Source organism: Pseudomonas sp. NPDC089743, from assembly GCF_044748785.1.
Classification (GTDB): domain Bacteria; phylum Pseudomonadota; class Gammaproteobacteria; order Pseudomonadales; family Pseudomonadaceae; genus Aquipseudomonas; species Aquipseudomonas putida_X.
In genome coordinates, this window is record NZ_JBIVGS010000004.1 from 78696 (window position 1) to 102866 (window position 24171).

Below are 24171 nucleotides of genomic sequence, written 5' to 3' on the forward strand. Positions count from 1 at the left end.
AATCGCTGTTGATTTGAGCTTATGGGCACGATGCCATTACGTCAACGTTCCGACACCATAATAAATCTCAATCGACCACCCCCTGATTAGTCAAATTTTCGACACGCAGAAGATGCAGGCTCTTTTCAGGGTGGCTAACCTGTAACAACTCATTGATATGGCGGAAAAAAGGGTTTTTCATCTGAGCCCCCAATGGCTCGCCTGCGGATAGACACACCCAGGCGCGACTTGAACGATGTGTTTCAAAGACGAGAAACAGTGCGAATCATTGCGCTTCGCGTCACGCTTATGACGGGAAAAGATCGAGGGTACGTTCGACCTCATCGATATCGATCGTGAAGCCATCACCCTGCGGCATACCGACCACAAAGCCGAAATGCTGATGGTCACGGTCCGTCAGGTACTTGTAGTAGCTGACGAAGCGGTTGGGGGGCTGCAGCGTCAGCAGCGAGCCGCCTGAGCGCAGTACGTTGACGCCGTGAACCAGCTGGCTGCCCTCCACGCCGATCACCGTCCTGGCCCCCGCGCACGCCGCAACGATGGTCGGCACATCGCATTTGAGTGGGTCGATGACTCGAAAGCCACGGTGCCTGCGCAGGTGTTCGGCGACCTCGAGTTCATTGCGCATGAACCGCAACTCCCCTTCACAGCCGCGCAGAATGAACACGCCGGGGTGCGTCACAGGGTCCACATGCGACAGCAACTTGTCGCCCATGGCGCGATAGCGCCGATGCCGGCTGCTGTTGTTGCTCACGTCATCGAACAGCACCAGTTCCTTGAAAAAGGCGCTACGCAAGCGCAAGGGTTGCATGTCCAGCCACGCCTCGTAACCGGGGGCCTGAGTGAACAGTGGAAACCTGGCCGACGGTGCCGTGGTAACAGGGATGCCCTCGTTGCGCGCCAGTGCGTAGGTCGGGCAATTTTCCATCAACCAGGTGCCGAACCACGTGTTGCCGTTTTGCGTGCAATACACGGCACCGCGCTCGATTTCGTAGTCCACCGTTACCCGCGGAAAGGTGCTGGGCTTCAACGACAGCCAGTGGGTGGCATCGTCTTTGTACAAAGCCCCGTCAATCAGCCATACATCCTTCAGCAGGTAGCCCCGCGTCGGGCCTTGCTGCGTACGAATACCGCCTTGCATGGTGCTGGCGGGGTGAACATGAGGGAAAAACCGCTTGGCCTCCCAGCCGGTCACACGCTCCAACTGGTTGGGCAGGAAAAAAGCCGGTGGGGAGACGGTGGTCTCACCGGGTGCAATGTCCCAGGTTTTAACCGCGCGAGTTTTTATGTCGATATCGGCTTTACGGGCAAGCCGCTTTCTCGCCATGTGTTTGTAGGCCGCCAGTGTCCAGGCAGTGTCGCTGGTGATCAGCGTCGAACTGAACTTAGAAATATCGCTACCCATGGAAAGCCCCTGTTATAAGAGCGCCAAAAAAGATCGAAAGTAACGTCCTTATCCAGGCCGGCCTTGACGCTGAGTTAGTTGGACAACACCCTTTCCATCGTGGGCGGTGATTTCAAGTTCGCATAGCGTTGACGCAAGTTCTCGAAGAACAATTCCCCCGAACTTTTAGCCCCATACAGGTATATCTTGTGCAAGCCGCCAAACACCATTTCGTGGTAGCGGCTGGCGAGCGCTTCATCACTGGACCCTTCCGGTAAACCGAGGTGCAGCGTCAACTTGTCGCCTTCGACCGCAAACAGCGGCGTGTCCCAAAGAAAACGCGCCACGCCCGTCTTGGGTAGCCGGATGAACATGTAAGCGTGGTTGCCCAGTGAGTCGATATCCCCCCCGCGCCGGCGTTTCCACTTCAATAATCCATCGTCCGGGCGCGCCAGACAAAGGCCGATGTCGTAGTAGTCGAAGCCATTGGCCAAGGCCCACTCCAATGCCATGTAGGTGGTGATGGAGTTGACCTCGCGCAGTTTCTTGGCATCGGAAAACACGGCTTCGCAGTAACCGAAACGTAACGTGCTCCAGTAGCGCTTGCCCGCCCGGGTTATCTCACAGCCAAGGTGGCAGGCAACCACCTCGCCGTTCAACGTGATCAAGTCCAGGCGGCCAACACCCTTGGCCAGGCGGAACACCTCCTCGGTGGGAAACTGCGCCGCATGAATGCCTTGCCGGGCGCTGGCATACGGCCGCAGCAGATCACGGTCGGCCATGGCAATTTCGTCATCAGCCAGCGTTTGCCTCATCTCGTATAGCGGTCGGTTCTTGCGGATACTGCGGCGCAATTCACTGTCATAGCGCGCGGTGATATCGTCCAGCGAGCGCCCCAGCGGTACAACGGCACTCAGGTAGTGCGGAACGGACAGCGCACCGAGGGTGGGTAACTCACTGACGACTACGCGGCTGGGCAAGCTGCCTGCCGAGCCCTCAGGTTGTGGTGCCTGCTGCTGCGCCTTGCCGCCTATCAACAGCTTGGCCATCTCACGCTGTTGCTTTCGGCCGATGTACAGAATCTCGTAGGGGCTTTCCTGCTGCAGCCTGAACCGGGCGACCTCCCAATGCCAGAAGCACGCCCGCCCCAGCAGGTCGCGTAACACGTTTGAGACGGTTCTGATCTCGTAACGCAGCGAAGGCGAGATAAGTTTTCGAGCTACGGCCATCATGTGCGCTTTCATTTCTTCTTCGACGTCCTTTGAATTCAAACGGCCTTATCGGAAGAGAAGCGGGTTATTGCTCAAGACAGTGACGTAAGCGACTGATATTCCGACAACATTGCCCCTTGCCGGCCTAACATTCAGTAACAATTTAAGATGCAAGCCCGCGCATTAGCAAGCGGCGTTTTGCAATCACCTGCCTTCATTTCATGACGTCAATTTTCTTTCCTGCACGGTTCTCGTCATTAATTACTGCAATGGGTAGTTAACTACCTCACCGCTGCGCTGCAAACGGTGCCTGCTACCGGCTCTTTCCCTCATGCAGGTACCGACGATGACTGATCTCGCCCCTCACAACCCTCATCAGCAACTGATTCAGGCACAGCTACCGGCATGGGCCAGAACCCTGCACCCTGAACACTGGCAGCGCTTGCGCGAGAGCATGCTGCCCGCACAAGGCCTGGATGAACAATTGCCATGGTTCGCCAATGCTGCACCTGATCTGCGCGAAGCAGTGCTTGCCAGCCAGCGCCGGCTGGACAACTCGCACTACCAGCTGGCGCGCGCCACGGCTGGGTTGCAGAACGTTGCCGAATTTGCCGAAGACTTGCTCGGACAACGACTCAAAACCGAGCACCAACTCTCGGTGCCGCTGCGCAGTACCCAGCTCATCCATATTCAACGCATCTTCACGTTCGGCACCTACGTCACTGGCCACACAGCCACCAGCCTGCTCGAAGCCGCCCTGCACAACTTTGAACAGCAGCTTACGTTCAGCCAGGACAGTGCCCTGGTACTGGCCGGTGATGCACAGTTCGAAGCAACCACGGTCGTCGGCCAGACCACCCTGGGCGACAGCGATACGTTGGTGGATATCGACCTGCCGTCCGAGTCATATCGCATCAAGCCGCTGCCGCTTTCCCCCAGCAGCTTCGCCAGCACTTGCCGGGACCTGGACATTGGGCAGCGGTATCAGGAACACCTGCAGACGATCTTCGAAACACCCTCGAGCCCAGTACGCGCAGCTTTCATGAACACCCTGCGCGATCGCCTGCTGCTTGCAGCCGACATGGCCTTGCTGCGCCACACCATCACCGGCAACGGCCGTGACGTCATCGAGGCGCTCCTGGGCGATGCACCTCTGCCCTGCTGGCAGCCATCGCTGTTCGGCATCGCGCTGCACGAAGTCCTGATCATCGACGCTGGCAAGGCGGGGTTGCTGTTGTACCTGCCGGGTGATGAGCAGCGCCTGCTGCAGTTCCCTGGCCTTGCAGGGGTGCATGCGCATCTGGCCACCCACTTGCTGCAAGCGGGGTACCGACGCGCGTTCCAGCGCTACGTGTCATCCGTGCAGTGCTACCGCTTCTTCGACCTGCTGCAGCAGAACCTCGACGCCACAGGTACCAGTGCCTTGGATCAACAGTGGTCGATGCGCGAGGGCGCCGACCTGCACCTGACCCTTGCCCCCATCGAGGCGCCCCTGCTGAGGTTTCTCTACGACGACCATGTGGCACGCCTCAAGGCCGAGGCCGCAGCCCTGGCAGTGCCTAGCGCAGCGCTCGACCGGCAGGCGCACCAGCGGCGCATGGCCCAGTGGCAAAGCATCGGCCTGAACGCCCTGATGATTGCAAGTTTCTTCATACCCGGGGTCGGCACCCTGATGACAGGGGTAGTCGCCTGCCAGTTGCTTGGCGAGGTGTTCGAGGGTTACCAGGCGTGGAGCATCGGCGACCGCCACCTGGCCTTGCAGCACATCGAGGCGGTCGGTTTGAACCTGGCTGTGATCGGCGGGTTGCATGCAGCAGGCAAGGTGCTGCCGAAGCTGTTCAACAGCGCGCTGATGGAAAGCCTCGAACCGGTGAAGCTGCAGGACGGCAGCAAGCGACTCTGGCGAGCGGACCTGACAGGCTACGCGCGTACCGAGCCGGTACCTGCAGAACCTGAAGCCGACCCGCAAGGGCTGCAAGCCTATCAGGGCAGGCAGTTCCTCCGCATGGAGGGGCAACAGTATGAAGTAGCCCAGCGTGGACCGACCCGCGCTGGAGGGTAGTCCACCCGACTGACCCCAAGGCCTACCAACCGTTGCTGGAAGACAACGGCGAGGGCGCCTGGCGGGGGGAGCACGAGGTGCCCCAGGGCTGGTCCGACAGCCAGTGCATACGGCGCCTGGGCTTGCCCGTGGATACCCTGGACGATGTGCAATTGCAGCAGGCCATGGTCATCAGTGGCGTGGACCGGGCACAGTTGCTGGCAGTCCACCTGGCCGGTGAGGCCACGCCTGCACTGCTCGCCGATAGTTTGGAGCGCCTTACGCTGGCCGAGCAGATGCCCGAGCTGGGCGGCGCGGCACTGACGCGCATTTACCAGCGTACGGCAAGCGCCGCCGAACAGCGGCTGTGCCAGGCCTATGCGCCGTTGACACCACCGCTGGCCAGGCGCCTGCTGGCGCGCCTCTCGCCAGAGGCATTGGCCGATTGGCACTCGCAGGGTACGCTCCCGGCCTGGCTGCAGCAGCAAGCCCAGCAGATCACCCGCGATCTACCCCTGGCCCGGGCCTTGGAGGGCCTGTACCAGCCACGCCTGGCCGACAGCGACAGCGAACGCTTGCTACTGGCCTGCATTGAACGGCATTCCGGCTGGCCAGACCCCGTGCGCCTGGAAATCCGCCAAACCCATCCCGATGGCCGCCTACTGGCGGCCATCGGCGCGCAACAGGCCAGCGAGCGTTGCGTGTTGCTCAGGTCTGACCTGGGGTACGAAGTGTTCAAGGGCGAGCGCCCGGTGGCCGGGCCCGTGTATCGCGACGCCTACCAAGCGCTGTACAGCGCAGCGCCAGCGAAACTGAAAGCGACCTGGGGCAGCGCACAAGCCTTGGCTGAGCATACGCAACACCTGGCCGCTGCCGAGCGGGAGAAATGGCCACTGCGCCTCTGGGGGCCCCAGGCCAAGCGCCCTGCCCTGCGTCACCGGTTGCGCGGTGGCGCACCGCTCTCCCCACAGGTACCCAGTTCACCGTTCTTCGATCGGAGCGTGCCGGCGCGCTTGCGCAGGCTTTACCCCAGCATCACCCAGGAGCAGGTCGAGCGCTTGCAGGCAGACTGGCGTAACACGATGCGCTCTGCGGAAACGGAACTGCAAATTCGCGAAGACGCCTTGAGGCAGGTACGCATCGACCTTGATCGATGGGCGGCGGCCGTTCCCAGGCGCCGGCCCGCCGTGCGCAAGATTCTCAACGCCTGGCAGCAGAATTCGATCCGTGTGCTGTCCACCGGCCAACGCATCCACGCCCTCGACCTGAAAAACTTCGAGCTTGAAAACAGCGACTTGGCGTCCCTCACGCTGCCAACGGGTTTGAGCCACATCGCCGACCTTGACCTCAGCGGTAACAACGCCCTGAGCGAGTTGCCCGCACACTGGCTGCAAAGCCTGCCCCAACTGCAGCGCCTGACCTTGAGCCGTTGCCGCTTCGACGCGGTTCCCGAGCTTCGGGTACCCGGCAACCTGCAATGGCTTGACCTTGAACATAACCGCATCAGCTGGGACGCCCGCGCACAGGCAGCGCTGGAGCGACTGACCGGATTGAGGGTGCTGGACCTGTCTCAGAACCCCTTGCTCCAGGCGCCGAACCTGCAGCACCTGCCGGGGCTTGGCTCGGTGTTCATGGTCAATTGCGGCCTGACCGAACTCCCCCAAGGCCTTGAGCGCCTGGAGTCGGCGTTGATCATCGACCTGTCCGAGAACCAGTTCCAGCGCCTGGCGCCGGGCTTCACCCTGCCCGTTGACACCGCCAATGCCCTGACCCTGGAGAGCCCGGCGCTTGGGCCGCACATTCGCGAGCAGATTGAAGAGTATTACCAGTTGCAGGGTGCGGACCTGCTGGTGTCGGATATCGACTACCAGCCACTGCTGGCCGACGCCAGTGCAAGGCGGCTGCAGCTGTGGACGCGGGTGCCATTGCACTACCGACGCGCGCTGCGCCAACTGATCGACGACGCGGCCGATTACGATGACACCCTGACGGGCCTGGAATCACTGTGGCGCCGCCTGGAGCGGATGGATACAGACCCCGCCTTCCGCGAGCTGGCGCTGGACTCGCCAGCCAGCCTGCTGTTGGAGCTCTGAGGCGGGTCAGGCGCTGCCCTGGCGGCCCCGCTCGGTACGGGTCGCCAGCCAGCGCGCGAGGTCCGCCGCCGGCATTGGCCGGGCCAGCAGATAGCCCTGCCCCTGGTCGCATCCGGCGTTGCGCAAGAAGTCATACTGCTCCTGGGTTTCAATGCCCTCAGCAGTGATCCGGAAGCCCAGCGCGTGGCCCAGGTCGATGATGGCCCGGGCCACGGCCACTGCATCGTCATCGTCCGGCAAGTCCTTGATGAACGCACGATCGATCTTCAGGTGATCGATCGGCAGCGCTCGCAAATACGCCAAGGAAGAATAGCCCGTGCCGAAGTCGTCCACGGCCGTGGTCACGCCCATGGCCTGCAATTGGGCGAGTACCTCACAGGCCTGTTGCTGGCTTTCCATCAGCAGACTTTCGGTGATTTCCACTTCCAGCAGGCTCGGCGCCAGGCCGTGACACTCCAGCGCCTGGGCCAGGCTGGAGACATAGTCGCTGCGCTCGATCTGCAGCGCCGCCACGTTGATCGCCATGGGCCCGGGTACGCGGTCTTCGTCACGCCAGGTGGCCATCTGAGCGCAGGCAAGGGCCAACACCCGCTCACCTAGCGGGATGATCAAGCCCGTACGCTCGGCCAACGGAATGAATTCGGCAGGTGACACCAGGCCATGGACCGGGTCGCGCCAGCGCAGCAATGCCTCGACACCCTGCACGCAGCCGCTGAACAGGTCGACCTTGGGTTGATACCACAGCTCGAACTCGTTCGCCTGCAAGGCACGGCGCAGGTTGCGCTCAAGCTCCAGGCGCTGCTGCAGGCGGGCTGTCATATCCGTGTGGTAAGGGCGCCAGGCGTTGCGCCCACTTTCTTTGGCTGCATACATCGCCGTATCGGCGTGACGCAGCAAGCTACCGACATCCTCGCCATGCTGCGGGCACCTGGCCAGCCCGATACTGCCGGTCACCAGGGCGGTGCTGCCGTTGAGGTCGAACGGCCGCTGCAGGCAACGCAGCAGATGGCCCACCTGATGGCTGACCTGGCCCTGGGTGCCGCGCAGCATGAAAACGAACTCGTCGCCGCCCAGGCGACATACCCGGTCAGCCGCGTCCAGCTCCTGCAAAAAGCGTGCGGTGGCTTGCTGCAGCAACAGGTCACCCATGGCATGACCGAGGCTGTCGTTCACCTGTTTGAAGCCATCGATGTCCAGCATCAGCACAGCCAGGCCATCGCCCTTGAGAATGGCATCGGCCAGCTGTTGCTGGAACAGCACGCGGTTGGGCAAGCCAGTGATGGTGTCGTAATGGGCCAGCCGCTCAAGCTGCGCCTGGGAGCTACGCAGTTCTCGGTTGCGTTGCTGCAGCTGGCGTTGCTTGCGGTTGATCAACGCCAGGAACAGGCTGGTCAAACCCGTACAGGCCAGGGCGAACCAGAGCAGCGGCGAGACCAGAGGGCTGGTCAACAGGCCGCCAGGCTGGCGTTGCACGTCCAGGTTGCCCAGCAGCACCGACAGGGCGATGCCGACCAGGGCAAAGCCTACCGGCATCAGGCTGCCAAGGGAGCGGCGCGGCAGGCCGGTGGGCGGCGGCTCATCAGGTAGTGGGGTATTGGACGGAGTCATAGGCCTTGGTATGCGCTCGATTAATTCTGTATCGGCGCACTGCGGGCAATATTGAGCCAGACTGGTATTTTTCTTTCGGCGGGTGCATCCTCGAAGCTGAAGCGATTCACCTACCCAGACTTGTGAGGTGCAGCACACATGGACCATCTGCTCGATTCGCTGTTTCCTGCTGCCGGGGATGTCCCTACCCCCTGGCAGCTGGATGCCCCCCTGGAGCAACGCGATTACCTGGTCAATGGCGAACTGAGGCGCTGGGACGGCCCGCTGGCCACCGTGCGCAGCCCGGTTTGGCTGAAGGAAGGCGGCGGCGAGCGCCAGGTGATCCTCGGCAGCGCCCCGCTGCTCGATGCCGATACGGCACTGACGGCACTGGACGCCGCGGTACAGGCCTATGACAAAGGCCGCGGCGCGTGGCCGAACATGCGTGTGGCCGAACGCATCCAGCATGTGGAAACCTTCCTGGCGCGCATGCGCGAACAGCGCCAGGCCGTGGTCAAGCTGCTGATGTGGGAGATCGGCAAAAACCTCAAGGACTCCGAGAAGGAGTTCGATCGCACCTGCGACTATATCGTCGACACCATCAACGCCCTGAAAGACCTCGACCGCCGGTCCAGCCGCTTCGAACTCGAACAGGGCACGCTCGGCCAGATCCGCCGCGCGCCACTGGGCGTGGCCTTGTGCATGGGGCCTTACAACTACCCGCTCAATGAAACCTTCACCACGTTGATTCCCGCGCTGATCATGGGCAACACGGTGGTGTTCAAACCGGCCAAATTCGGCGTGCTGCTGATTCGCCCGCTGCTCGAAGCGTTCCGTGACAGCTTTCCGCCGGGGGTGATCAACGTCATTTATGGCCGCGGGCGCGAAACGGTCAGTGCCTTGATGGCCAGCGGCAAGGTCGACGTGTTCGCCTTCATCGGCACGCACAAGGCCGCCAGCGACCTGAAAAAGCTCCACCCGCGCCCGCACCGCCTGCGCGCCGCCCTAGGGCTCGATGCCAAGAACCCCGGCATCGTGCTGCCCCAGGTAGACCTGGACAATGCAGTCGAAGAAGCGGTCACCGGCGCGTTGTCGTTCAATGGCCAGCGTTGCACCGCACTGAAAATCCTGTTCGTCCATGAGGACGTGGTCGAACCGTTTCTGGACAAATTCCAGCGCAAGCTCGCTGCGCTCAAGCCAGGCATGCCCTGGGAGCCAGGGGTGGCCCTGACGCCGCTGCCGGAGCCGGGCAAGGTCGATTACCTCGACGCCCTGGTGGCAGATGCCACGGCCAAAGGCGCGCGGGTGGTCAACGAGGGGGGTGGGCACAGCCGCGGGTCGTTCTTCTACCCTGCCCTGCTCTACCCGGTAACCTGCGACATGCGGGTGTACCACGAAGAGCAATTCGGGCCCGTGGTACCGGTGGTGCCCTATCGCGACCTGCAGACGGTGATCGACTACGTGCTCGATTCCGACTTCGGCCAGCAGTTGAGCCTGTTCGGCAACGACCCGAAGACCATCGGCAGCCTGGTCGATATCTTTGCCAACCAGGTCGGCCGTATCAACCTCAATGCCCAGTGCCAGCGCGGCCCGGACACCTACCCCTTCAATGGTCGCAAGAACAGCGCCGAGGGTACCTTGTCGGTGCATGACGCCTTGCGCGTGTTCTCCATCCGTACCTTGGTCGCGACCCGCTTCCAGGAAGCCAACAAGGAACTGATCAGCGAAATCATCCGCAACCGGCAATCGACCTTCCTCACCACCGATTACATCTTCTGACCCGGCCATGCTTATAGACAAACGATCTAGCGACCGTGTCGATCTTCAAGCGGCCTGACCGACTCTATGCAAAGGGGGCGCTACCTGCCCCTTTCGCATTCATTTCAGAGGAGTGTCGAACATGGCAGCCAGCCCGATTCCACAAGGCCAACACAGCATCACCCCGTACCTGGGCATCAAGGATGCCGCCAAGGCCATCGACTTCTACAAGCAAGCCTTCGGCGCGGTCGAAATGTTCCGTCTAGAGGGCCCGGACGGCCGTATAGGCCACGCCGAGCTGAAGATCGGCGATTCTTCGCTGATGCTCGCCGACCCATGCGACATGGCCGGAGGGCTGGCGCCCAGCCAGTCACTCAACGGTGTCGCCGTTGGCCTGCACCTGTACGTGGAGGACTGCGACAAGGTCTACGCCCAGGCCATCGCAGCAGGAGCAAGCCCCCTGCATGAGGTAAAGGACCAGTTCTACGGCGACCGCAGCGGCACGTTGAAAGACCCGTTCGGTAACATGTGGTTCGTCTCCACCCATAAAGAAGACCTCAGCCCCGACGAAATTCGCGCCCGCGCCGCAACATTGTTCGCCGGCAACTGAGCGATTGGTTGAAAGCGGCGCAACTTTGCCTGAAGCTTGTGGCTCGTAGCTTGGAGCTGCTTCATGCGAATCATCGACAAAACCGCCGCGCAGGTACGTAGCCTGACCCCGGCCGAAGAGGCACTGCTGCAGGCATTCGCCACCGGCACCCTCACAGGCCCCGGCCTGTTACAGGCCAACCAGTTGCTGATGAAGGTGCGCAGCGCCAACCAGTGGCTGGCATGCGATTGCCGCAAGGACGCCCTGCCGGTGCTCAATGTCACCCTCAATGGCAGCACCGGCACGCTGTTTCTCAAGAACAACCCCGGTACCGCCGAGCATGCACCCGGCTGCCCGTTCAGCAAAGACGAGCGTGAGGGCGCCGACCATGAGCAAGACCCTGCCCCGCCCGCCGCCTGGCTGGCGCCCGACACACCACTGCGCCTGCTCGGCGACTTCCGCAAGGCCAGCGACAGCACGGGCGGCGCCGGCGATGGCAATGAACGCCGCGATCAACAGCGCCTGCTCTCGCTGCTGCTGACCTGGATCGAAACCAGCGGCTTGAACCTCTACGCCACGCACCTGAAGAAAGACCTGACCAGCCAGTTCGCCGAACTGCGCAGCGTCGCCAGCCGTTACCCGCTGCTCGAACGCGTGCCCGCCAGCAACTACCTGGAAACCCGGCTGGACATGAAGCACATGATGATGCTCAAGGCCCGCCTGCGCGAAGCCACGGTGTTCGGCAGCCACCGCCGCCACGGTTTGCTGCTGGACTGCGTCGACCAGATCAAGGGCCGCAAGCTGTTCAACAACCGCAGCGAGGACGGTTTCGACTTCCAGGGGCACCATCTGTACTGGGGCGGCAGTCGGGCATCCGGGCCGCTGCTGGCGCTGACCCTGTACTCGCCCACCACCGCAGGCAGTCACTTCTATGAACTGATCCACGTGGCCAGCGTGCCGGTGCTGTCGCGCGCTCACCTGTTCCCGGTTTACCGCGACGAGGAACGTGAGCCGCTCAAGGCCCTGGTGTCGTTGATTGACTGGATGGCCAGCAAGGGGGTGAAGGTGCAGATGCGCAGGCCGGTGATCGGTGGCCAGGTGATGGATGAACTGGTGCTGACCTCCGACCAGGACCGCGTGCTGTCGGTGTCGCTGCTGGAGCAGCCGGTGGGGCCGGAACCGGACGCCGAGAACTTCAAGCGCTACGCCGACTTCAAGAGCCTGGAGACATTCCGCAAGTTCGTGGCCGGGTTCTTCATGCGCGAGCGCTGAGCCGGCCGTTGTCGCGTGCCGGCCTATGGGTTGAGTATTGCGGGGCTGTCGAGATCGCGCGCCCCGTGCGCGGCCGTCGATCTCAACAGCGCCCGATCATCCAAGAAACAGCTTGTAAGCCGGGTTGTCGGTTTCATCCCAATACCGATAGCCCATCTCATCCAGCGCCAGCGGCAGCCCTGCCTGCTCATCCTTTGGCACCTCCAGGGCGGCAAACACCCGCGCCTCGGCCGCGCCATGGTTGCGGTAATGGAACAGGCTGATGTTCCAGCGCTTGCCCAGCCGCTCCAGGAAGCCCAACAACGCGCCCGGCCGTTCCGGGAACTCGAAGCGCAGCACCCGCTCATCGGCCCCCGGCGCCGCATGGCCACCCACGGTATGGCGCACATGCAGCTTGGCCAACTCGTTGTCGGTCAGGTCGAGCACGCTGTAACCCTGCTCGGCCAGCTGTGCCAGCAGGTTCTCCCGCGGGTCGTGCAGCGGGTGCGTCTGCACACCGACAAAAAGCCGCGCTTGCTTGCCGGGGTAGTAGCGATAGTTGAACTCGGTGATCTGGCGCTTGCCCAGTGCCTGGCAAAAGGCGCGGAAACTGCCGGGCTGCTCGGGGATGGTCACGGCGATGATCGCCTCGCGCTGCTCACCCAGCTCGGCGCGTTCGGCCACGTGGCGCAAGCGGTCGAAGTTGACGTTGGCACCGGAATCGATCGCCACCAGCGTCTGCCCCTGCGCGCCTTCGCGGGCCACGTACTTCTTGATGCCTGCAACAGCCAGAGCGCCAGACGGCTCGGTGATGGAACGGGTGTCGTCGTAGATGTCCTTGATTGCCGCACACAGCTCATCACTGCTGACGGTCACCACCTCATCGACAAAATGCCGGCACAGTTCGAAGCAGTGCGCGCCGACCTGGGCGACCGCCACACCATCAGCGAAGGTGCCAACCTGCGGCAGGATCACCCGCTCCCCGGCAGCCATGGCGGCCTGCAGGCAATTGGAGTCCTCAGGCTCCACGCCGATCACCTTGACCTCAGGGCGCAAGTACTTCACGTACGCGGCGATGCCTGCCACCAGGCCCCCGCCACCGACCGGTACGAAGATGGCGTCCAGCGCGCCGGGCTGCTGGCGAAGGATTTCCATGCCCACCGTGCCCTGCCCGGCGATCACGTCCGGGTCATCGTATGGGGGGACGAAGGTGGCGCCTTCGCTGTCAGCCAGGGTCAGTGCATGGGCCAGCGCATGGGGGAAGCTTTCACCGTGCAGCACCACATGCCCACCCCGTGAACGCACACCCTCGACCTTCAGCGATGGCGTGGTGGTCGGCATCACGATGGTCGCCTTGATGCCCAGATGCGAGGCCGCCAGCGCTACACCCTGGGCGTGGTTGCCTGCCGATGCGGTGATCACACCGCGCTCGCGCTGGGCGGTGGTCAGACGTGCCAGCCGGGTGTAGGCACCACGGATCTTGAACGAGAACGTGGGCTGCAGGTCTTCGCGCTTGAGCAACACCTGGTTGCCCAGGCGTGCAGACAACGCCGGCGCCGCTTGCAGAGGGGTCTCGATGGCCAGGTCGTACACCGGCGCGGACAAAATGCGCCGCACCTGCTCCGACAGCAGCTGCTGAGGGCTAAGCGGGGTACGGGGGCTGACGTTGAGGCTGGTCATCGGGTGCAACTCCTTGGCTGTTTTCACGTTGCCCAGGAGTCGAAGAGTGGAAACCCGCCTCCAGGGCGGGTTCGGTGCACGTACGCGCTAGCCCGCCAAACTGATAATGGCGGTAATAATAATGGCGTTCACGTGCGGGAAAGTGTTCATGGGGTGGGAACTTATCCCGCTGTACGTCGGCGTGTCAACACTTGGCTTGCTGTGCCGAGAGCGGCACATCGAAGACCTTGTCGAACCCCCACTGGAACACGAAAGCATAAACGAAGAAGAACACGAACAACGCCATGTTGGTGAGCAACGCTGCCCATAGGCTGACATCCAGCCAGTACGCCACCAGCGGCAGCAGGATCACCACCAGCCCGCCTTCGAAGCCCAGTGCGTGCAGCACCCTGCGCAAGAACGTGCGCTCGCGTTTGGGCTGGCGTGCTTCCCAGCGCTCGAACACCCAGTTAAAGCCCATGTTCCAGCTCATGGCGATGCCCGACATCAGGATCGACAGCACGGTCGATTGCGCCATGCCGGCCCCGAATGCCAGCTCCAGCGCCGGCGCCACGCAGGCCACGGCAATGGCCTCGTAGAGAATGGCCTGGACGATCTTGCGTGCCTTGCCTTGCATGTTCAGATCCCTCTAGAAAAGGCCTCCCAAGTTACAAGAAGCCGCCAGCAAGAAAAAGTCAGAAATACTTTTTTGACTGACCATCCAGTCAAGAAAAACTAGCATGACCGTTTCCGCACCACCCCATCCCCCCTGGAACCCGGCCGCCTGGCGGCCTGAATCGACCTCGCCTTGATGCGCTCAACGCAGGCCGTTGGCTGCGAACGCGCGTGCATTGGACAACCCGGCACCTGCCTGCTTGTATCTACCCATTGCAGGCGGCGCAAGGTCGTACACCTTCGTCCAGGGAATCGTACGAGGAACAACACGATGGCCAACACCGTCATGATGGTATTCGGTACTCGCCCAGAAGCGATCAAGATGGCCCCACTGGCCAGGGCTTTGCGTGAGTGGCCCGACATCGATCTGCACATCTGCTCGACCGGCCAACACCGGGAGATGCTTGAACAAGTGCTGACCGCCTTTGGCCTGAGCGTCGATCAGGACCTGAAGGTGATGACCCAGAACCAGACCCTCAATGGCCTTGCCCGCGACCTGCTGGGCTCGATCGACACGGCCTATGAACAGGTCAAGCCAGCGATCGTGCTGGTCCACGGCGATACCACCACCAGCTTCATCGCCGGCCTTGCCGCTTTCCACCGGCATATCCCCATCGGCCACGTCGAGGCCGGGCTGCGTACCGGCAACCTGCAGCAACCCTGGCCCGAGGAAGCCAACCGGCGCCTGACCGGGGTGATTGCCGACCTGCACTTCGCGCCCACCACCAAGGCCCGCGACAACCTGCTGCGCGAAGGCGTACCGCTGGAACATATCGAAGTCACCGGCAACACCGTCATCGACGCCTTGCTGTGGATGCGTGAATACCTGAAGGAAACCGCATGGCACCCCGCCGCCGACTCGCCCTTGCACCACCTGCAGGCCGATCAGCGCATGGTGCTGATCACTGGCCATCGCCGGGAAAACTTCGGCGCCGGTTTCGAACGTATCTGCCTGGCACTGGCCGAACTGGCCCTGCGATACCCCGATGTGCAGTTCGTTTACCCCGTACACCTCAACCCGCAAGTGCAGAAAGCGGTCTACGGCCTGCTCTCGGGGCGTGACAACATCCACTTGATAGCGCCACAGGACTATCAGCACTTCGTATGGCTGATGAACCGCGCCCACATCATCCTCACCGACTCCGGTGGCATCCAGGAAGAAGCCCCGGCCCTGGGCAAGCCAGTGCTGGTGCTGCGCAAGGTCACCGAACGGCCATCAGTGCTCGAAGGCGGAACGGTGAAGCTGGTCGGCACGCAGACCGAGCGCATCGTCAAGGAAACCAGCCTATTGCTGGACGATGACCAGGCCTACGCGCGCATGGCGCGCGTATTCACCCCATTCGGTGACGGCCACGCCAGCGAAATCATCGCCGAGCGCCTGAGCCGCTGGTTCGAGGAAAGCCTGAGCAAACGGGATGACGCATGAGCCTGGCTTTCATCGATTTTCTCACCTACGTACTGTTTGGCCTCAAGATCCTGGCGATCATCCTCGCCGCACTGATGTTCCTGCTCGGGCTGGACGACCTGTTCATCGACCTGTGCTACTGGTGCCGCAAGCTGTTTCGCCATTTGCGTATCTATGACAAGTACGCCAGGGCCGACGAGAAGCGCCTGTTCGAGGTGCCGGAAAAGCCCCTGGCGATCATGGTCCCGGCCTGGAACGAAGTGGGCGTGGTGGGTGAAATGGCGCGCCTGGCGGCCTCGACCATCGACTACGAGAACTACCAGATCTTTGTCGGCACCTACCCCAACGACCCACAAACCCAGGCCGACGTCGATGCCGTGTGCCTGCACTACCCCAACGTCCACAAGGTGGTCTGCGCCCGCCCCGGCCCCACCAGCAAGGCTGACTGCCTGAACAACATCATCGATGCCATCCTGCGTTTCCAGAACGACGCGCGTATCGAGTTCGCAGGCTTCATCCTGCATGACGCCGAGGACGTGATCTCGCCCATGGAGCTGCGGCTGTTCAACTACCTGCTGCCCGCCAAGGACATGATCCAGATCCCGGTGTACCCGTACGCGCCGCAATGGCGCGGCTTCACCGCCGGGCATTACGTGGACGAGTTCGCCGAAAACCACGGCAAGGACGTGATCGTCCGCGAGGCACTTACCGGTCAGGTGCCCAGTGCCGGGGTGGGTACCTGCTTCAGCCGCCGTGCCATCAGCGCCCTGCTCGAGGACGGTGACGGCATCGCCTTCGACGTGCAGAGCCTGACCGAGGATTACGACATCGGCTTTCGCCTGAAGCAAAAAGGCATGAAGTGCATCTTTGCCCGCTACTCGGTCACCGACCCAGCACTGGCCCTCAAGCAGCAATGGCGCCCCGGCATGAGCCGCGAGTTCGCCCAGGTGATCTGCGTGCGCGAGCACTTCCCGCGCGATTGGCAGCATGCCATCCGGCAAAAATCCCGCTGGATCGTCGGCATCGTGTTTCAGGGCACCAGCAACCTGGGCTGGAGCCGAACAGGCGCGCTCAACTACTTCCTCTGGCGCGACCGCCGAGGCTTGTTCGCCTACCTGCTGAGCTTCTTGGTCAACCTGTTGCTGCTGGTGCTGCTGGCGATGTGGCTGGTGACGGTGATTGCTCCGCAATCCTGGCGCTTCATGTCGATCCTCAGCGACAGCCAACTGCTGACCACGCTGCTCTGGCTCAACGGCCTGCTGCTGATCAACCGCCTGTTCCAGCGTGGCTGGTTCGTCACCCGCTATTACGGCATCGGTGAGGGGCTGCTGTCGGCCCCACGGATGATGTGGAGCAACTTCGTCAACTTCTTCGCCAACCTGCGCGCCCTGCGGCAAGTGATGGAGATGGGCGATTCGCGCCGGGTGGCCTGGGACAAGACCACCCACGAATTCCCTGCCATCGCCTCACCGGCCCGTACTCCGCTGGGGCATCGCCTGGTCGCCAAGGGCTATATCAGCGAAGCACAGCTCGAACAGGCCATCACCAGCCCGGTACGGCGGCGTCTGGGCCGCGAACTGCTGCTGCGTGGCTGGTTGACCAGTGAACAGCTGGTGCAGACCCTCTCCGAACAACTCGACCTGCCCTGGGCCCCCCTGAACCCGTTCAAGCTCGATCGGCAACTGATCGCGCTACTGCCACGCCGCCTGGCGACGCACTATGGCGTACTGCCGGTAGCCGAAGAGGGCGACACCCTGGTGCTGGCCAGCGAAAGCCCGGTCAGCCAGGTCTCGCTGGGAGTCATCAGCCGCCAGCTCAAGCGCCCGGTCAACTACCGGCTGGCGCCACAGGGACGGGTAACGCTGGGCCTGCGCTATCACTACCCCAGCCCCTGGCAGCATGCTGAGACCCAGCAGATGCTGGAAGTGCTGGAAAAGCACCAGGACAACGCCGAACTGATCGAGCAGGTCAGCACTCACCAGGTCATGCTCGGTGCCTTGCTGCAGGTGCGCGGCATGGTGCCGGTGACGCTGTTCAACCAGGCGCTGATCGATTTCGACCCCGAGCAGCAAAGCCTCGGCGAGCACTTGATCGCACGCGGCATCATCACCGAGACCGTGCTGGAGCAGGCGCTCGCCGAACAGGCCAGCGAGCAGCAAGCTGCCTTCGACCTGATCAGGGAGGTGGCATGAAGCCGCGTTTGACCCTCACGTTCACCAGCCTGCTGCTGTGCTCCTGCGCCCTGCCTGCCTTGGCGGCGCCGATGACCGATTTTCAGCGCTTTACCAGCTACCCGTTCATGGAGCGCAGTTACCGCGAAGCGAAGAAGGACAACTGGGCCGAAGTCGAGCGCCTGACCCGCCATGTACTGGGCCGGGTGCCGAACAATGACGAGGCCCGCGCGTTGCTGGTCGAGGCACTGGCTCACCAGCGCCGCTACAAGGACGCCCAAGCCCTGGCCGAGCAACTCGGTGGCAGCCCCGAATACGCCAATGCCCTGCTGGAACTGCGCCTGACCTGGATCGAACAGGACCCACCGCCCGCCAGCCAGGTGGAAAGCTGGCTAGCCACGGCCGACAGCATGCAGCGGGTCCGCCTGTGGCAGGCCTACAGCCTGAGCCTGGCCAAGTTCGGAGGCGCCGGCCGGGCCCTGGACTGGCTCAACCAGCTGCCGCCGCGCGACGACGGCCAGGTGCTGCGCCTTGCCCGGGCCAACTTCGCCGAGCAACTGCGCAACTGGAAGCAGACCATCGAACAGCTGCAACCCTTGGCCGACCACGGCCAGTTGCCGGCAGAGGACTGGCAGCGGCTGGCCAATGCGTACGTTCAACAACTCGATGAAAAGGGCCAGGGCAAGCTCCTGCAAAGCGCTCCCTCGCCCGAGATCGCCGACCGCACCCGGCTGGCGATGGCCAACCGGGCCATCGCCGTGGGCCATAACGAACAGGCCCAGCGCTGGTTGCAAAGCCTGCCCGCCGAGCAATTGCAGGACCCGGCACTGCGCCAGCAGCTTTGGGAGTTGGCCCGTGAAGGCGACGATGCGCCCTTGGTCCGGCGCTTGAGCAACGAACTGCAGCGCCCGTGCCTGGACACCGTCGATTGGCTGTCACGCCACGACCCGGATGTCGCCCGCGCGCAGTTCAAGGGCTGCCAGATCAGCGCGGATCCCCGCGCCTATGCGGTGCTCAAGCAGCGCCTCTATGGCGACCCTGCGCCAGCGCCGCAACCACGTACTGCAGCCGAATGGGAACAGCGTTACCGTCAAAGCGGTGACCTGGCGGCACTCGAACAGGCCACGTTCCTGCTGTTGCAGCAAGGCCATGGCGACCGTGCCCGAGGCCTGCTGGAGCAGGCCTACGACCGCCGGCAAGGCCGTCTGACGCCTTCGCTGCTGCAGCGCCTGGGCAATCTGTATGCACGCAACGACGGCCCGCTGGGCAACCGGCGCATGCTCAGCCTGGTGCCCAGGGTGGATGCCAGCACCCGCGCCCAGTTGCTCGGCCGCCTGGCCGAGGCCGGCCAGTGCGACACCGTGCGCCAGGCCATTGCGGCCCCCCCCACCGAAGCTGGGCAGTACCGCGCCTTGGGTCGCTGCGCGATGCCTGAGCAACCCGGTGAAGCAGTGGTCTATTACCAGGCTGCCGAACGCTTGGGCGACAGGGGTAGTCGCCTACCGCTGGCCTACGCCCTGGAAGCTGCTGGCGACTCCGAAGCCGCCCTGCCCATCTGGCGCAGCCTGCCGGACAGCGCCTGGACTGACAACGCCCGCCTGACCGCCGCCGCCGGGGCCTTGAACGCCGGCGACATCCAGGCTGCCCGCCGTTACTGGGATGGTGCTGCACACGACAGCGCCGACAGCTGGGCGCTCGGCGCCGCGATCGCCCAACGCCAGGGCGACCCACAGACGGCGTTGGGTTTCCAGCGCCAAGCGCTGGCGCAGAACCCACGCGCGGAGCACTTCTACGCGGCTGCCAGCACCGCGCAGCTGGCAGGCGACCCCGCCCAAAGCACCGCCTGGCTTGCCGAAGCGGTGCGCCTGGCCCCCGACCAGCCACGCTACCGCGCGGACTACGGCATGCGCCTGGCCAGTTCGCCCGACAAAACCCTGCGGCGCCAGTCGATCCCGTACCTGGAGCAGGCTACCCGCGACTACCCTGAGGATTACCGCATTGGCGAAACCCTCGCCCTGCGTTATGACGAAGCCCAAGACAGCGCCTCGGCCCGCCGCGAATTGCGCCGGATCCTCGATGTTGAGCAGCATCTGGTCGACGCCGACGATGAGTTCGGCAGCCTCGAAGCGCGCAAATACCGCCAGCGTCGCGCCCACGAAACCTTGTCGCGCCGTGACAGTGTCTCCCTGGCCAGCACCTGGTCGCCCGCCGGCACCTCGACCAACGACAAATTCCTCGAAAACGGCGAGCGCAGCGGCACTTCCCGCCGGGCGCAATCGCAGAATGTGCAAATGGCCATGTGGGACCACGCCCTGGGCGAAGAACCCAGCCGCGACGGCAGCACCTTGTCGGTGTACGGCCGGGTGCTGTTCGGTGGCCAAAGCCGCACCGATTACGCGCAAAGCATGGGCACCGGGGTTGGCCTGCGCTACAAACCGCTCGGCCAGGCCAACCTCAACCTGTATGCCGAGCTGTACCACCAGCGGCAGATCGACACCGAGCACTACAGCGGCCTGAGCCTGGGCGAGCTGCTAAGCCCGAGCAAGGTCGGCGGCAACTGGAGCGACTTGCGCAACCATGCCGAGTCGAGCAATGACCTGCTATTGCGCGCGACGGCGTCGTTCCTCGACCAGGGCACCTGGCGCAACGACTGGCGGGTCGACGAAGACGACTGGAACGAACGTTTCCTCTACCTGGACGCTGCCTGGTGGACCCGTGCCGGCGACCATGCCTGGCTATCGCGCTACCAACAGGGCCATGCCTGGAAGCTGCCTGGCAGCTCGCCGCAAACCTTGATGCCATACGGATTCGTCGAATTTTCCAGCCAGGACCCGAGCAACGACTGGCGCCAGGATGCCCGCGCCGGTGTCGGCCTGCGCTGGCAGTGGTGGTTCGACGACGATCGCTACAACGCTTACCGCGGCACGCTGAAAGTGCGTGCCGAATATCAGCAGTCGCTGGGAGGCAACCTCTACCAGCGGGCTGACGGTGTGCTGGTTGGCGCGGAGATGACCTTCTGATGCGTACCTTCCTGGCAATCTGCATGCTCGCCCTGTGCCTGCCGGCGCTGGCAGACCAACGCCTGTTCTATCAGCCGCTGAACCGCGATGCCGAGATCAGCCCGGCCCAGTGGCAGCGACTGTGGCAGGCCACGGCGGCGCAGGGTGGCAAGACCCTGATCGTGCAATGGAGCGCCTATGGCGACAGTGATTTTGGCGGCGCCCAGGGCTGGCTGGCCAACAGCCTGCGCCAAGCCCGCGCCCAAGGCCTGGAGCTGGTGCTCGGGCTTTACATGGACCCGGATTATTACAAGCGCATCGAGCAGTCCGACAGCGAGGGGCTGAGCAGCTACTGGAAGGCTCAGTTGGGACGCTCCTTGAGTCACTATCAGCAGCTACGCCAGGACTGGAACCTCGATGTGGTGGGGTGGTACCTGCCGATGGAACTGGACGACCTGCACTTTCATGACGCCCAGCGCCGTGAGGCGCTGTACAGCCAGCTGCAGGCATTCAACCGGCAGCTGGACAAACCGCTGCACCTCAGTGCCTTCAGTGCCGGCAGGCTGGCGCCGCGGGTCAACGCCGCATGGCTGGATCAACTGGCGCAGCTGGGCTTGACTGTGTGGTGGCAGGACGGCGCCGGCACCGGGCGGCTGCCGCCCCTGGTGCGCCAGGGGTACGAGCAGGCCTTGCCGTGCCGCGTGGGTGTGGTGCGTGAGGCGTTTCGCCAGGTGAGTGGCCCGGGGCAGGCTTTTCGGGCGCAGGCGGCTGAGCCTGTGCTGACCGGCGGATGCCATGCCGAAGCGGTATTTGCGCTGCGTTATCGGCCTTGGGCTCGCGGTGTTCTGTCATTAGAGTGAGTGGCCGTTTGAGCAGGAACTCAGGCATGTTCAAGACCATCGAGGACCACGTTCGCCAGCAGGTCGCGCCCGCTGCACTGCGCGCCGAGTTCCGCCAGCATGAATTCGACAACTCGCGGCGCTTCTGCCAGCTGATTTTCTGCGTCAGCATCGCCGTCTGGCTAGTCTTCGACCTGATTGTCAGCTACCTGGGCAACCAGGGCTTCACCTGGCGTTCCGGCCTGTTCATGGCATTGCTGTGCAGCCTCACGGTAGTCTTGGGCTTCACCCGCCGGAGCCACCATTTCGACGTACTCAACCTGCTGTTCATCACCGTCATCACCCTGGGCATGCGCCTGGTCATCGAAGGCCTGCCTATCGCCCTGCGCCCGGTCTGGCTGGTGCTGGGCACATCCACCGTGCTGTACAGCGTCTCGGTTCTGCCAGTCCGGCGCTGGTCTTTCTTCTGCGCCATGGTCATCACCTGGGCCATGCTCAACCCGTTCTACGGTACCAACATCGACCTCGACGAACTTGAAGCCGCCATGCTGCTCAGCTATGCCGTGTTCTTAAGCGGCCTGGTGATCTACAGCTACCTGCGCATCCGCCAGGCCAAGCTGCACAACTTCTACATGTCCAGGTTGCTGCTCGAACAGGCTTATGTAGATGTGCTCACCGAAATCCCCAACCGCCGCTCGTTCATGGTCAAGGCCGAGCGCCAATTGCACCAGGCGCCGCCGGGGCAATACCTGGCGATGATCGATATCGACAATTTCAAGAAGGTCAACGACCGCTTTGGTCATGACGTCGGCGATGAGGTGCTCAAGCGCGTGGCCGCGCACATCAAGACCACGATGCAGGGATATGAATTTGCCCGGCTGGGCGGTGAAGAGTTCGTCATTTTATTCGCCGGGCTCGACCAGCAAGACGCCGAGCGGCGCGTCGCGATGTTGTGCCAACGGGTGCGCAAGGACGTGGACGCACAACCGGTGACGATCAGCATTGGCCTGACCCGAATCGTCGCCGGGGACACCTTGAGCAAGGCGTTGATGCATGCCGACCAAGCCCTTTACCAAGCCAAGCATGCCGGTAAGGACCGCTACGTACTCTGGCAGCAGGAGGCCGACAGGCAAGCGCTCGACCCGCAAGGCAAGGGCTGATCAGCCCCTGCCTGTATCGCGTCAAACGAAGTAGCACACCAGGTAGGCCTTGCTGTTCTCACCCGGCACGTTCGCAGTGCCGCCCAGGATCAGGCGCTGATCGTCCGGGCTCAACGCACAGTGTGCAACGTCTGCGCCCGCTTCGATATTGGTGCGCTTCAGGCCGGTACCATTGCCAAAGCCCGGGTCCAGTTGCCCATCTGCCAACAGGCGACCTACCAGAAACTCGGTCTCGCGCTCGTTGTAAGGAATACCGGTCAAGCCAGCACAGACCGTGACTCGGCCGTCCCGCTGCAGGCTGCGGACCCAACGGGAGCCAAAGCTGCTGGCGGCGGTTACCAGCACATCACCGTTGTTGAAGGACGGATCCAACTGTCCCGTGGACGTGACTCGCCCGACCACTGCCAGATAAGGCCGGCTGTCGGTGGCACCGGCAACCACCAGGTCGCCGCCCTCACCCTCGACCACGTCATAGAACTCGATGCTCGCCCGCTGGGTACCACGCGGCGCGGTGAGACGCACGCAGCCGCCCTCGCCAAAGCCAGCGTCGGGCAGGTCATCCAGGCCCAGGCGCAGCAACAACCCCGCCGCATCGGTCGAGCCCCAGACCACTACCCGGCCATCCTGTTGCTGCAAGGCCCCCTCGAACCACAGGTTGGACGCATCGTTCAAGGCAAAGACAAACACGCCGTTGTCATGGAACGAGGCGTCAAGGCTGCCATCGGCCAGCAAACGCACCAGCAGGCCCACGCTGTTCGCCTCGTGGTCGAAGCGGGTGATGGCGACCAGCAGCCGCCCATCCGCCAGTTCGGTCAGGCCAAAGGGTTCATCGTTGGCTAGCAGCCCTGGCAGCTTGAGCGTTACCACCCCCGCCTCGCCGAAGCTGCGGTCCGGCTCGCCATTGGGCTTGTAGCGCCCCAGGATGGGGAAGCCAGCCGACTGCGAACGGTCTTCAGCCAGCACCACGAAGTCACCACCGGCACTGGCGATGACCTCGATCGGCTTGGCCGCATGGTCTTTACCGAACGGCGCCATGACAAAGCCCTGCTGGCCGAAGCTTGGGTCCACCTGGCCCTGCTCGGTCAAACCGGCAAAGGCGACCTGGCCCGCAAAGCCGTGGCTGACCCGGGCCACCACGAACAGGCGGCCGTTATTCAACGCCATACCGTGCACGCCGCTGGCGACGTTACCGGGGAAGACAATCTCAACTTTTCCGCTTTGACCGAAAGCCGCATCCGGGATACAGCTCTTGCAGGATAATTCAGACATCTATGGACCTCTCAATCCGTCATTAAGGAAGGCACATAAATCTCATCATCCATTGGAAAAAAATAACCCCGTGAATGATT

At 63.2% G+C, this 24171-nt stretch carries 16 protein-coding genes; 10 read left to right on the top strand and 6 right to left on the bottom strand.

Going from position 1 to position 24171, the window contains the following annotated elements; genetic code table 11:
- Positions 1-286: 286 nt before the first annotated feature.
- The gene (locus ACIPZC_RS09615) at positions 287-1405 is read right to left on the bottom strand and encodes a glycosyltransferase family 61 protein (protein ID WP_400626467.1); all 1119 of its coding nucleotides are present in this window, start codon (positions 1403-1405) and stop codon (positions 287-289) included.
- A 74-nt stretch (positions 1406-1479) separates the two neighbouring features.
- Positions 1480-2628 carry a hypothetical protein gene (locus ACIPZC_RS09620; protein ID WP_400626469.1) on the bottom strand — a complete coding sequence of 383 codons (1149 nt, stop codon included), beginning with the start codon at positions 2626-2628 and terminating at the stop codon, positions 1480-1482.
- Between the two features lie 313 nt (positions 2629-2941).
- Between ACIPZC_RS09620 and ACIPZC_RS09625 the strand changes: the two genes are divergently transcribed.
- Positions 2942-4657, top strand: a complete 1716-nt coding sequence (locus ACIPZC_RS09625; RefSeq protein ID WP_400626471.1) for a dermonecrotic toxin domain-containing protein — start codon at positions 2942-2944, stop codon at positions 4655-4657.
- 32 nt (positions 4658-4689) lie between these two features.
- Positions 4690-6729: a hypothetical protein gene (locus ACIPZC_RS09630; protein WP_400626473.1), complete on the top strand. Its 2040-nt coding sequence runs from the start codon at positions 4690-4692 to the stop codon at positions 6727-6729.
- 6 nt (positions 6730-6735) lie between these two features.
- Here ACIPZC_RS09630 and ACIPZC_RS09635 read toward each other — a convergent pair whose 3' ends face one another.
- Entirely contained in the window at positions 6736-8337 is a 1602-nt protein-coding gene (locus ACIPZC_RS09635; RefSeq protein WP_241803688.1) for a bifunctional diguanylate cyclase/phosphodiesterase, read from the bottom strand.
- 138 nt (positions 8338-8475) lie between these two features.
- Here ACIPZC_RS09635 and ACIPZC_RS09640 point away from each other — a divergent pair, with 138 nt between their 5' ends.
- The 3 genes from ACIPZC_RS09640 (at position 8476) to ACIPZC_RS09650 (ending at position 11935) form a co-directional block, all read left to right on the top strand.
- The gene (locus ACIPZC_RS09640) at positions 8476-10095 is read left to right on the top strand and encodes an NADP-dependent glyceraldehyde-3-phosphate dehydrogenase (RefSeq protein ID WP_241803690.1); all 1620 of its coding nucleotides are present in this window, start codon (positions 8476-8478) and stop codon (positions 10093-10095) included.
- A 121-nt stretch (positions 10096-10216) separates the two neighbouring features.
- The gene (locus tag ACIPZC_RS09645; protein WP_400626475.1) at positions 10217-10684 is read left to right on the top strand and encodes a VOC family protein; all 468 of its coding nucleotides are present in this window, start codon (positions 10217-10219) and stop codon (positions 10682-10684) included.
- A gap of 63 nt (positions 10685-10747) precedes the next feature.
- Complete coding sequence (locus ACIPZC_RS09650; protein ID WP_400626477.1) at positions 10748-11935, top strand: hypothetical protein; 1188 nt, start codon at positions 10748-10750, stop codon at positions 11933-11935.
- Positions 11936-12031: 96 nt separating this feature from the next.
- Here ACIPZC_RS09650 and ilvA read toward each other — a convergent pair whose 3' ends face one another.
- Both ilvA and ACIPZC_RS09660 read right to left on the bottom strand, forming a co-directional pair.
- Complete coding sequence (gene ilvA, locus ACIPZC_RS09655; RefSeq protein ID WP_267816421.1) at positions 12032-13594, bottom strand: threonine ammonia-lyase, biosynthetic; 1563 nt, start codon at positions 13592-13594, stop codon at positions 12032-12034.
- A 184-nt stretch (positions 13595-13778) separates the two neighbouring features.
- Entirely contained in the window at positions 13779-14210 is a 432-nt protein-coding gene (locus ACIPZC_RS09660; RefSeq protein WP_241803697.1) for a PACE efflux transporter, read from the bottom strand.
- A 309-nt stretch (positions 14211-14519) separates the two neighbouring features.
- On the opposite strand from ACIPZC_RS09660, the gene wecB reads away from it, so the two are divergent.
- The 5 genes from wecB to ACIPZC_RS09685 are packed head-to-tail and all read left to right on the top strand — an operon-like array spanning position 14520 to position 22822.
- Complete coding sequence (wecB, locus tag ACIPZC_RS09665; RefSeq protein WP_400626479.1) at positions 14520-15674, top strand: non-hydrolyzing UDP-N-acetylglucosamine 2-epimerase; 1155 nt, start codon at positions 14520-14522, stop codon at positions 15672-15674.
- Positions 15671-17845 (top strand): cyclic di-3',5'-guanylate-activated glycosyltransferase NrfB, encoded by a 2175-nt coding sequence (nrfB, locus tag ACIPZC_RS09670; protein ID WP_400626481.1) that lies wholly within the window; start codon positions 15671-15673, stop codon positions 17843-17845. Before wecB ends, nrfB begins: the two co-directional genes overlap by 4 nt.
- Positions 17842-20844: a phage receptor gene (locus ACIPZC_RS09675; RefSeq protein ID WP_400626483.1), complete on the top strand. Its 3003-nt coding sequence runs from the start codon at positions 17842-17844 to the stop codon at positions 20842-20844. The genes nrfB and ACIPZC_RS09675 overlap by 4 nt, the downstream gene beginning before the upstream one ends.
- Positions 20844-21683, top strand: a complete 840-nt coding sequence (locus ACIPZC_RS09680) for a DUF4434 family protein (protein WP_400626485.1) — start codon at positions 20844-20846, stop codon at positions 21681-21683. Before ACIPZC_RS09675 ends, ACIPZC_RS09680 begins: the two co-directional genes overlap by 1 nt.
- 26 nt (positions 21684-21709) lie before the next feature.
- Positions 21710-22822 carry a diguanylate cyclase gene (locus ACIPZC_RS09685; protein ID WP_241803703.1) on the top strand — a complete coding sequence of 371 codons (1113 nt, stop codon included), beginning with the start codon at positions 21710-21712 and terminating at the stop codon, positions 22820-22822.
- A 21-nt stretch (positions 22823-22843) separates the two neighbouring features.
- Here ACIPZC_RS09685 and ACIPZC_RS09690 read toward each other — a convergent pair whose 3' ends face one another.
- Entirely contained in the window at positions 22844-24091 is a 1248-nt protein-coding gene (locus ACIPZC_RS09690) for a delta-60 repeat domain-containing protein (protein ID WP_400626487.1), read from the bottom strand.
- Positions 24092-24171 lie beyond the last annotated feature (80 nt).

What these genes read in the sequence shown, in the direction of transcription:
- ACIPZC_RS09615 (WP_400626467.1), bottom strand. Translation starts at nt 1,405, where the DNA reads ATGGGTAGCGATATTTCTAAGTTCAGTTCGACGCTGATCACCAGCGAC.
- ACIPZC_RS09620 (WP_400626469.1), bottom strand. Translation starts at nt 2,628, where the DNA reads ATGAAAGCGCACATGATGGCCGTAGCTCGAAAACTTATCTCGCCTTCG.
- ACIPZC_RS09625 (WP_400626471.1), top strand. Translation starts at nt 2,942, where the DNA reads ATGACTGATCTCGCCCCTCACAACCCTCATCAGCAACTGATTCAGGCA.
- ACIPZC_RS09635 (WP_241803688.1), bottom strand. Translation starts at nt 8,337, where the DNA reads ATGACTCCGTCCAATACCCCACTACCTGATGAGCCGCCGCCCACCGGC.
- ACIPZC_RS09640 (WP_241803690.1), top strand. Translation starts at nt 8,476, where the DNA reads ATGGACCATCTGCTCGATTCGCTGTTTCCTGCTGCCGGGGATGTCCCT.
- ACIPZC_RS09645 (WP_400626475.1), top strand. Translation starts at nt 10,217, where the DNA reads ATGGCAGCCAGCCCGATTCCACAAGGCCAACACAGCATCACCCCGTAC.
- ACIPZC_RS09650 (WP_400626477.1), top strand. Translation starts at nt 10,748, where the DNA reads ATGCGAATCATCGACAAAACCGCCGCGCAGGTACGTAGCCTGACCCCG.
- ilvA (WP_267816421.1), bottom strand. Translation starts at nt 13,594, where the DNA reads ATGACCAGCCTCAACGTCAGCCCCCGTACCCCGCTTAGCCCTCAGCAG.
- ACIPZC_RS09660 (WP_241803697.1), bottom strand. Translation starts at nt 14,210, where the DNA reads ATGCAAGGCAAGGCACGCAAGATCGTCCAGGCCATTCTCTACGAGGCC.
- wecB (WP_400626479.1), top strand. Translation starts at nt 14,520, where the DNA reads ATGGCCAACACCGTCATGATGGTATTCGGTACTCGCCCAGAAGCGATC.
- nrfB (WP_400626481.1), top strand. Translation starts at nt 15,671, where the DNA reads ATGAGCCTGGCTTTCATCGATTTTCTCACCTACGTACTGTTTGGCCTC.
- ACIPZC_RS09675 (WP_400626483.1), top strand. Translation starts at nt 17,842, where the DNA reads ATGAAGCCGCGTTTGACCCTCACGTTCACCAGCCTGCTGCTGTGCTCC.
- ACIPZC_RS09680 (WP_400626485.1), top strand. Translation starts at nt 20,844, where the DNA reads ATGCGTACCTTCCTGGCAATCTGCATGCTCGCCCTGTGCCTGCCGGCG.
- ACIPZC_RS09685 (WP_241803703.1), top strand. Translation starts at nt 21,710, where the DNA reads ATGTTCAAGACCATCGAGGACCACGTTCGCCAGCAGGTCGCGCCCGCT.
- ACIPZC_RS09690 (WP_400626487.1), bottom strand. Translation starts at nt 24,091, where the DNA reads ATGTCTGAATTATCCTGCAAGAGCTGTATCCCGGATGCGGCTTTCGGT.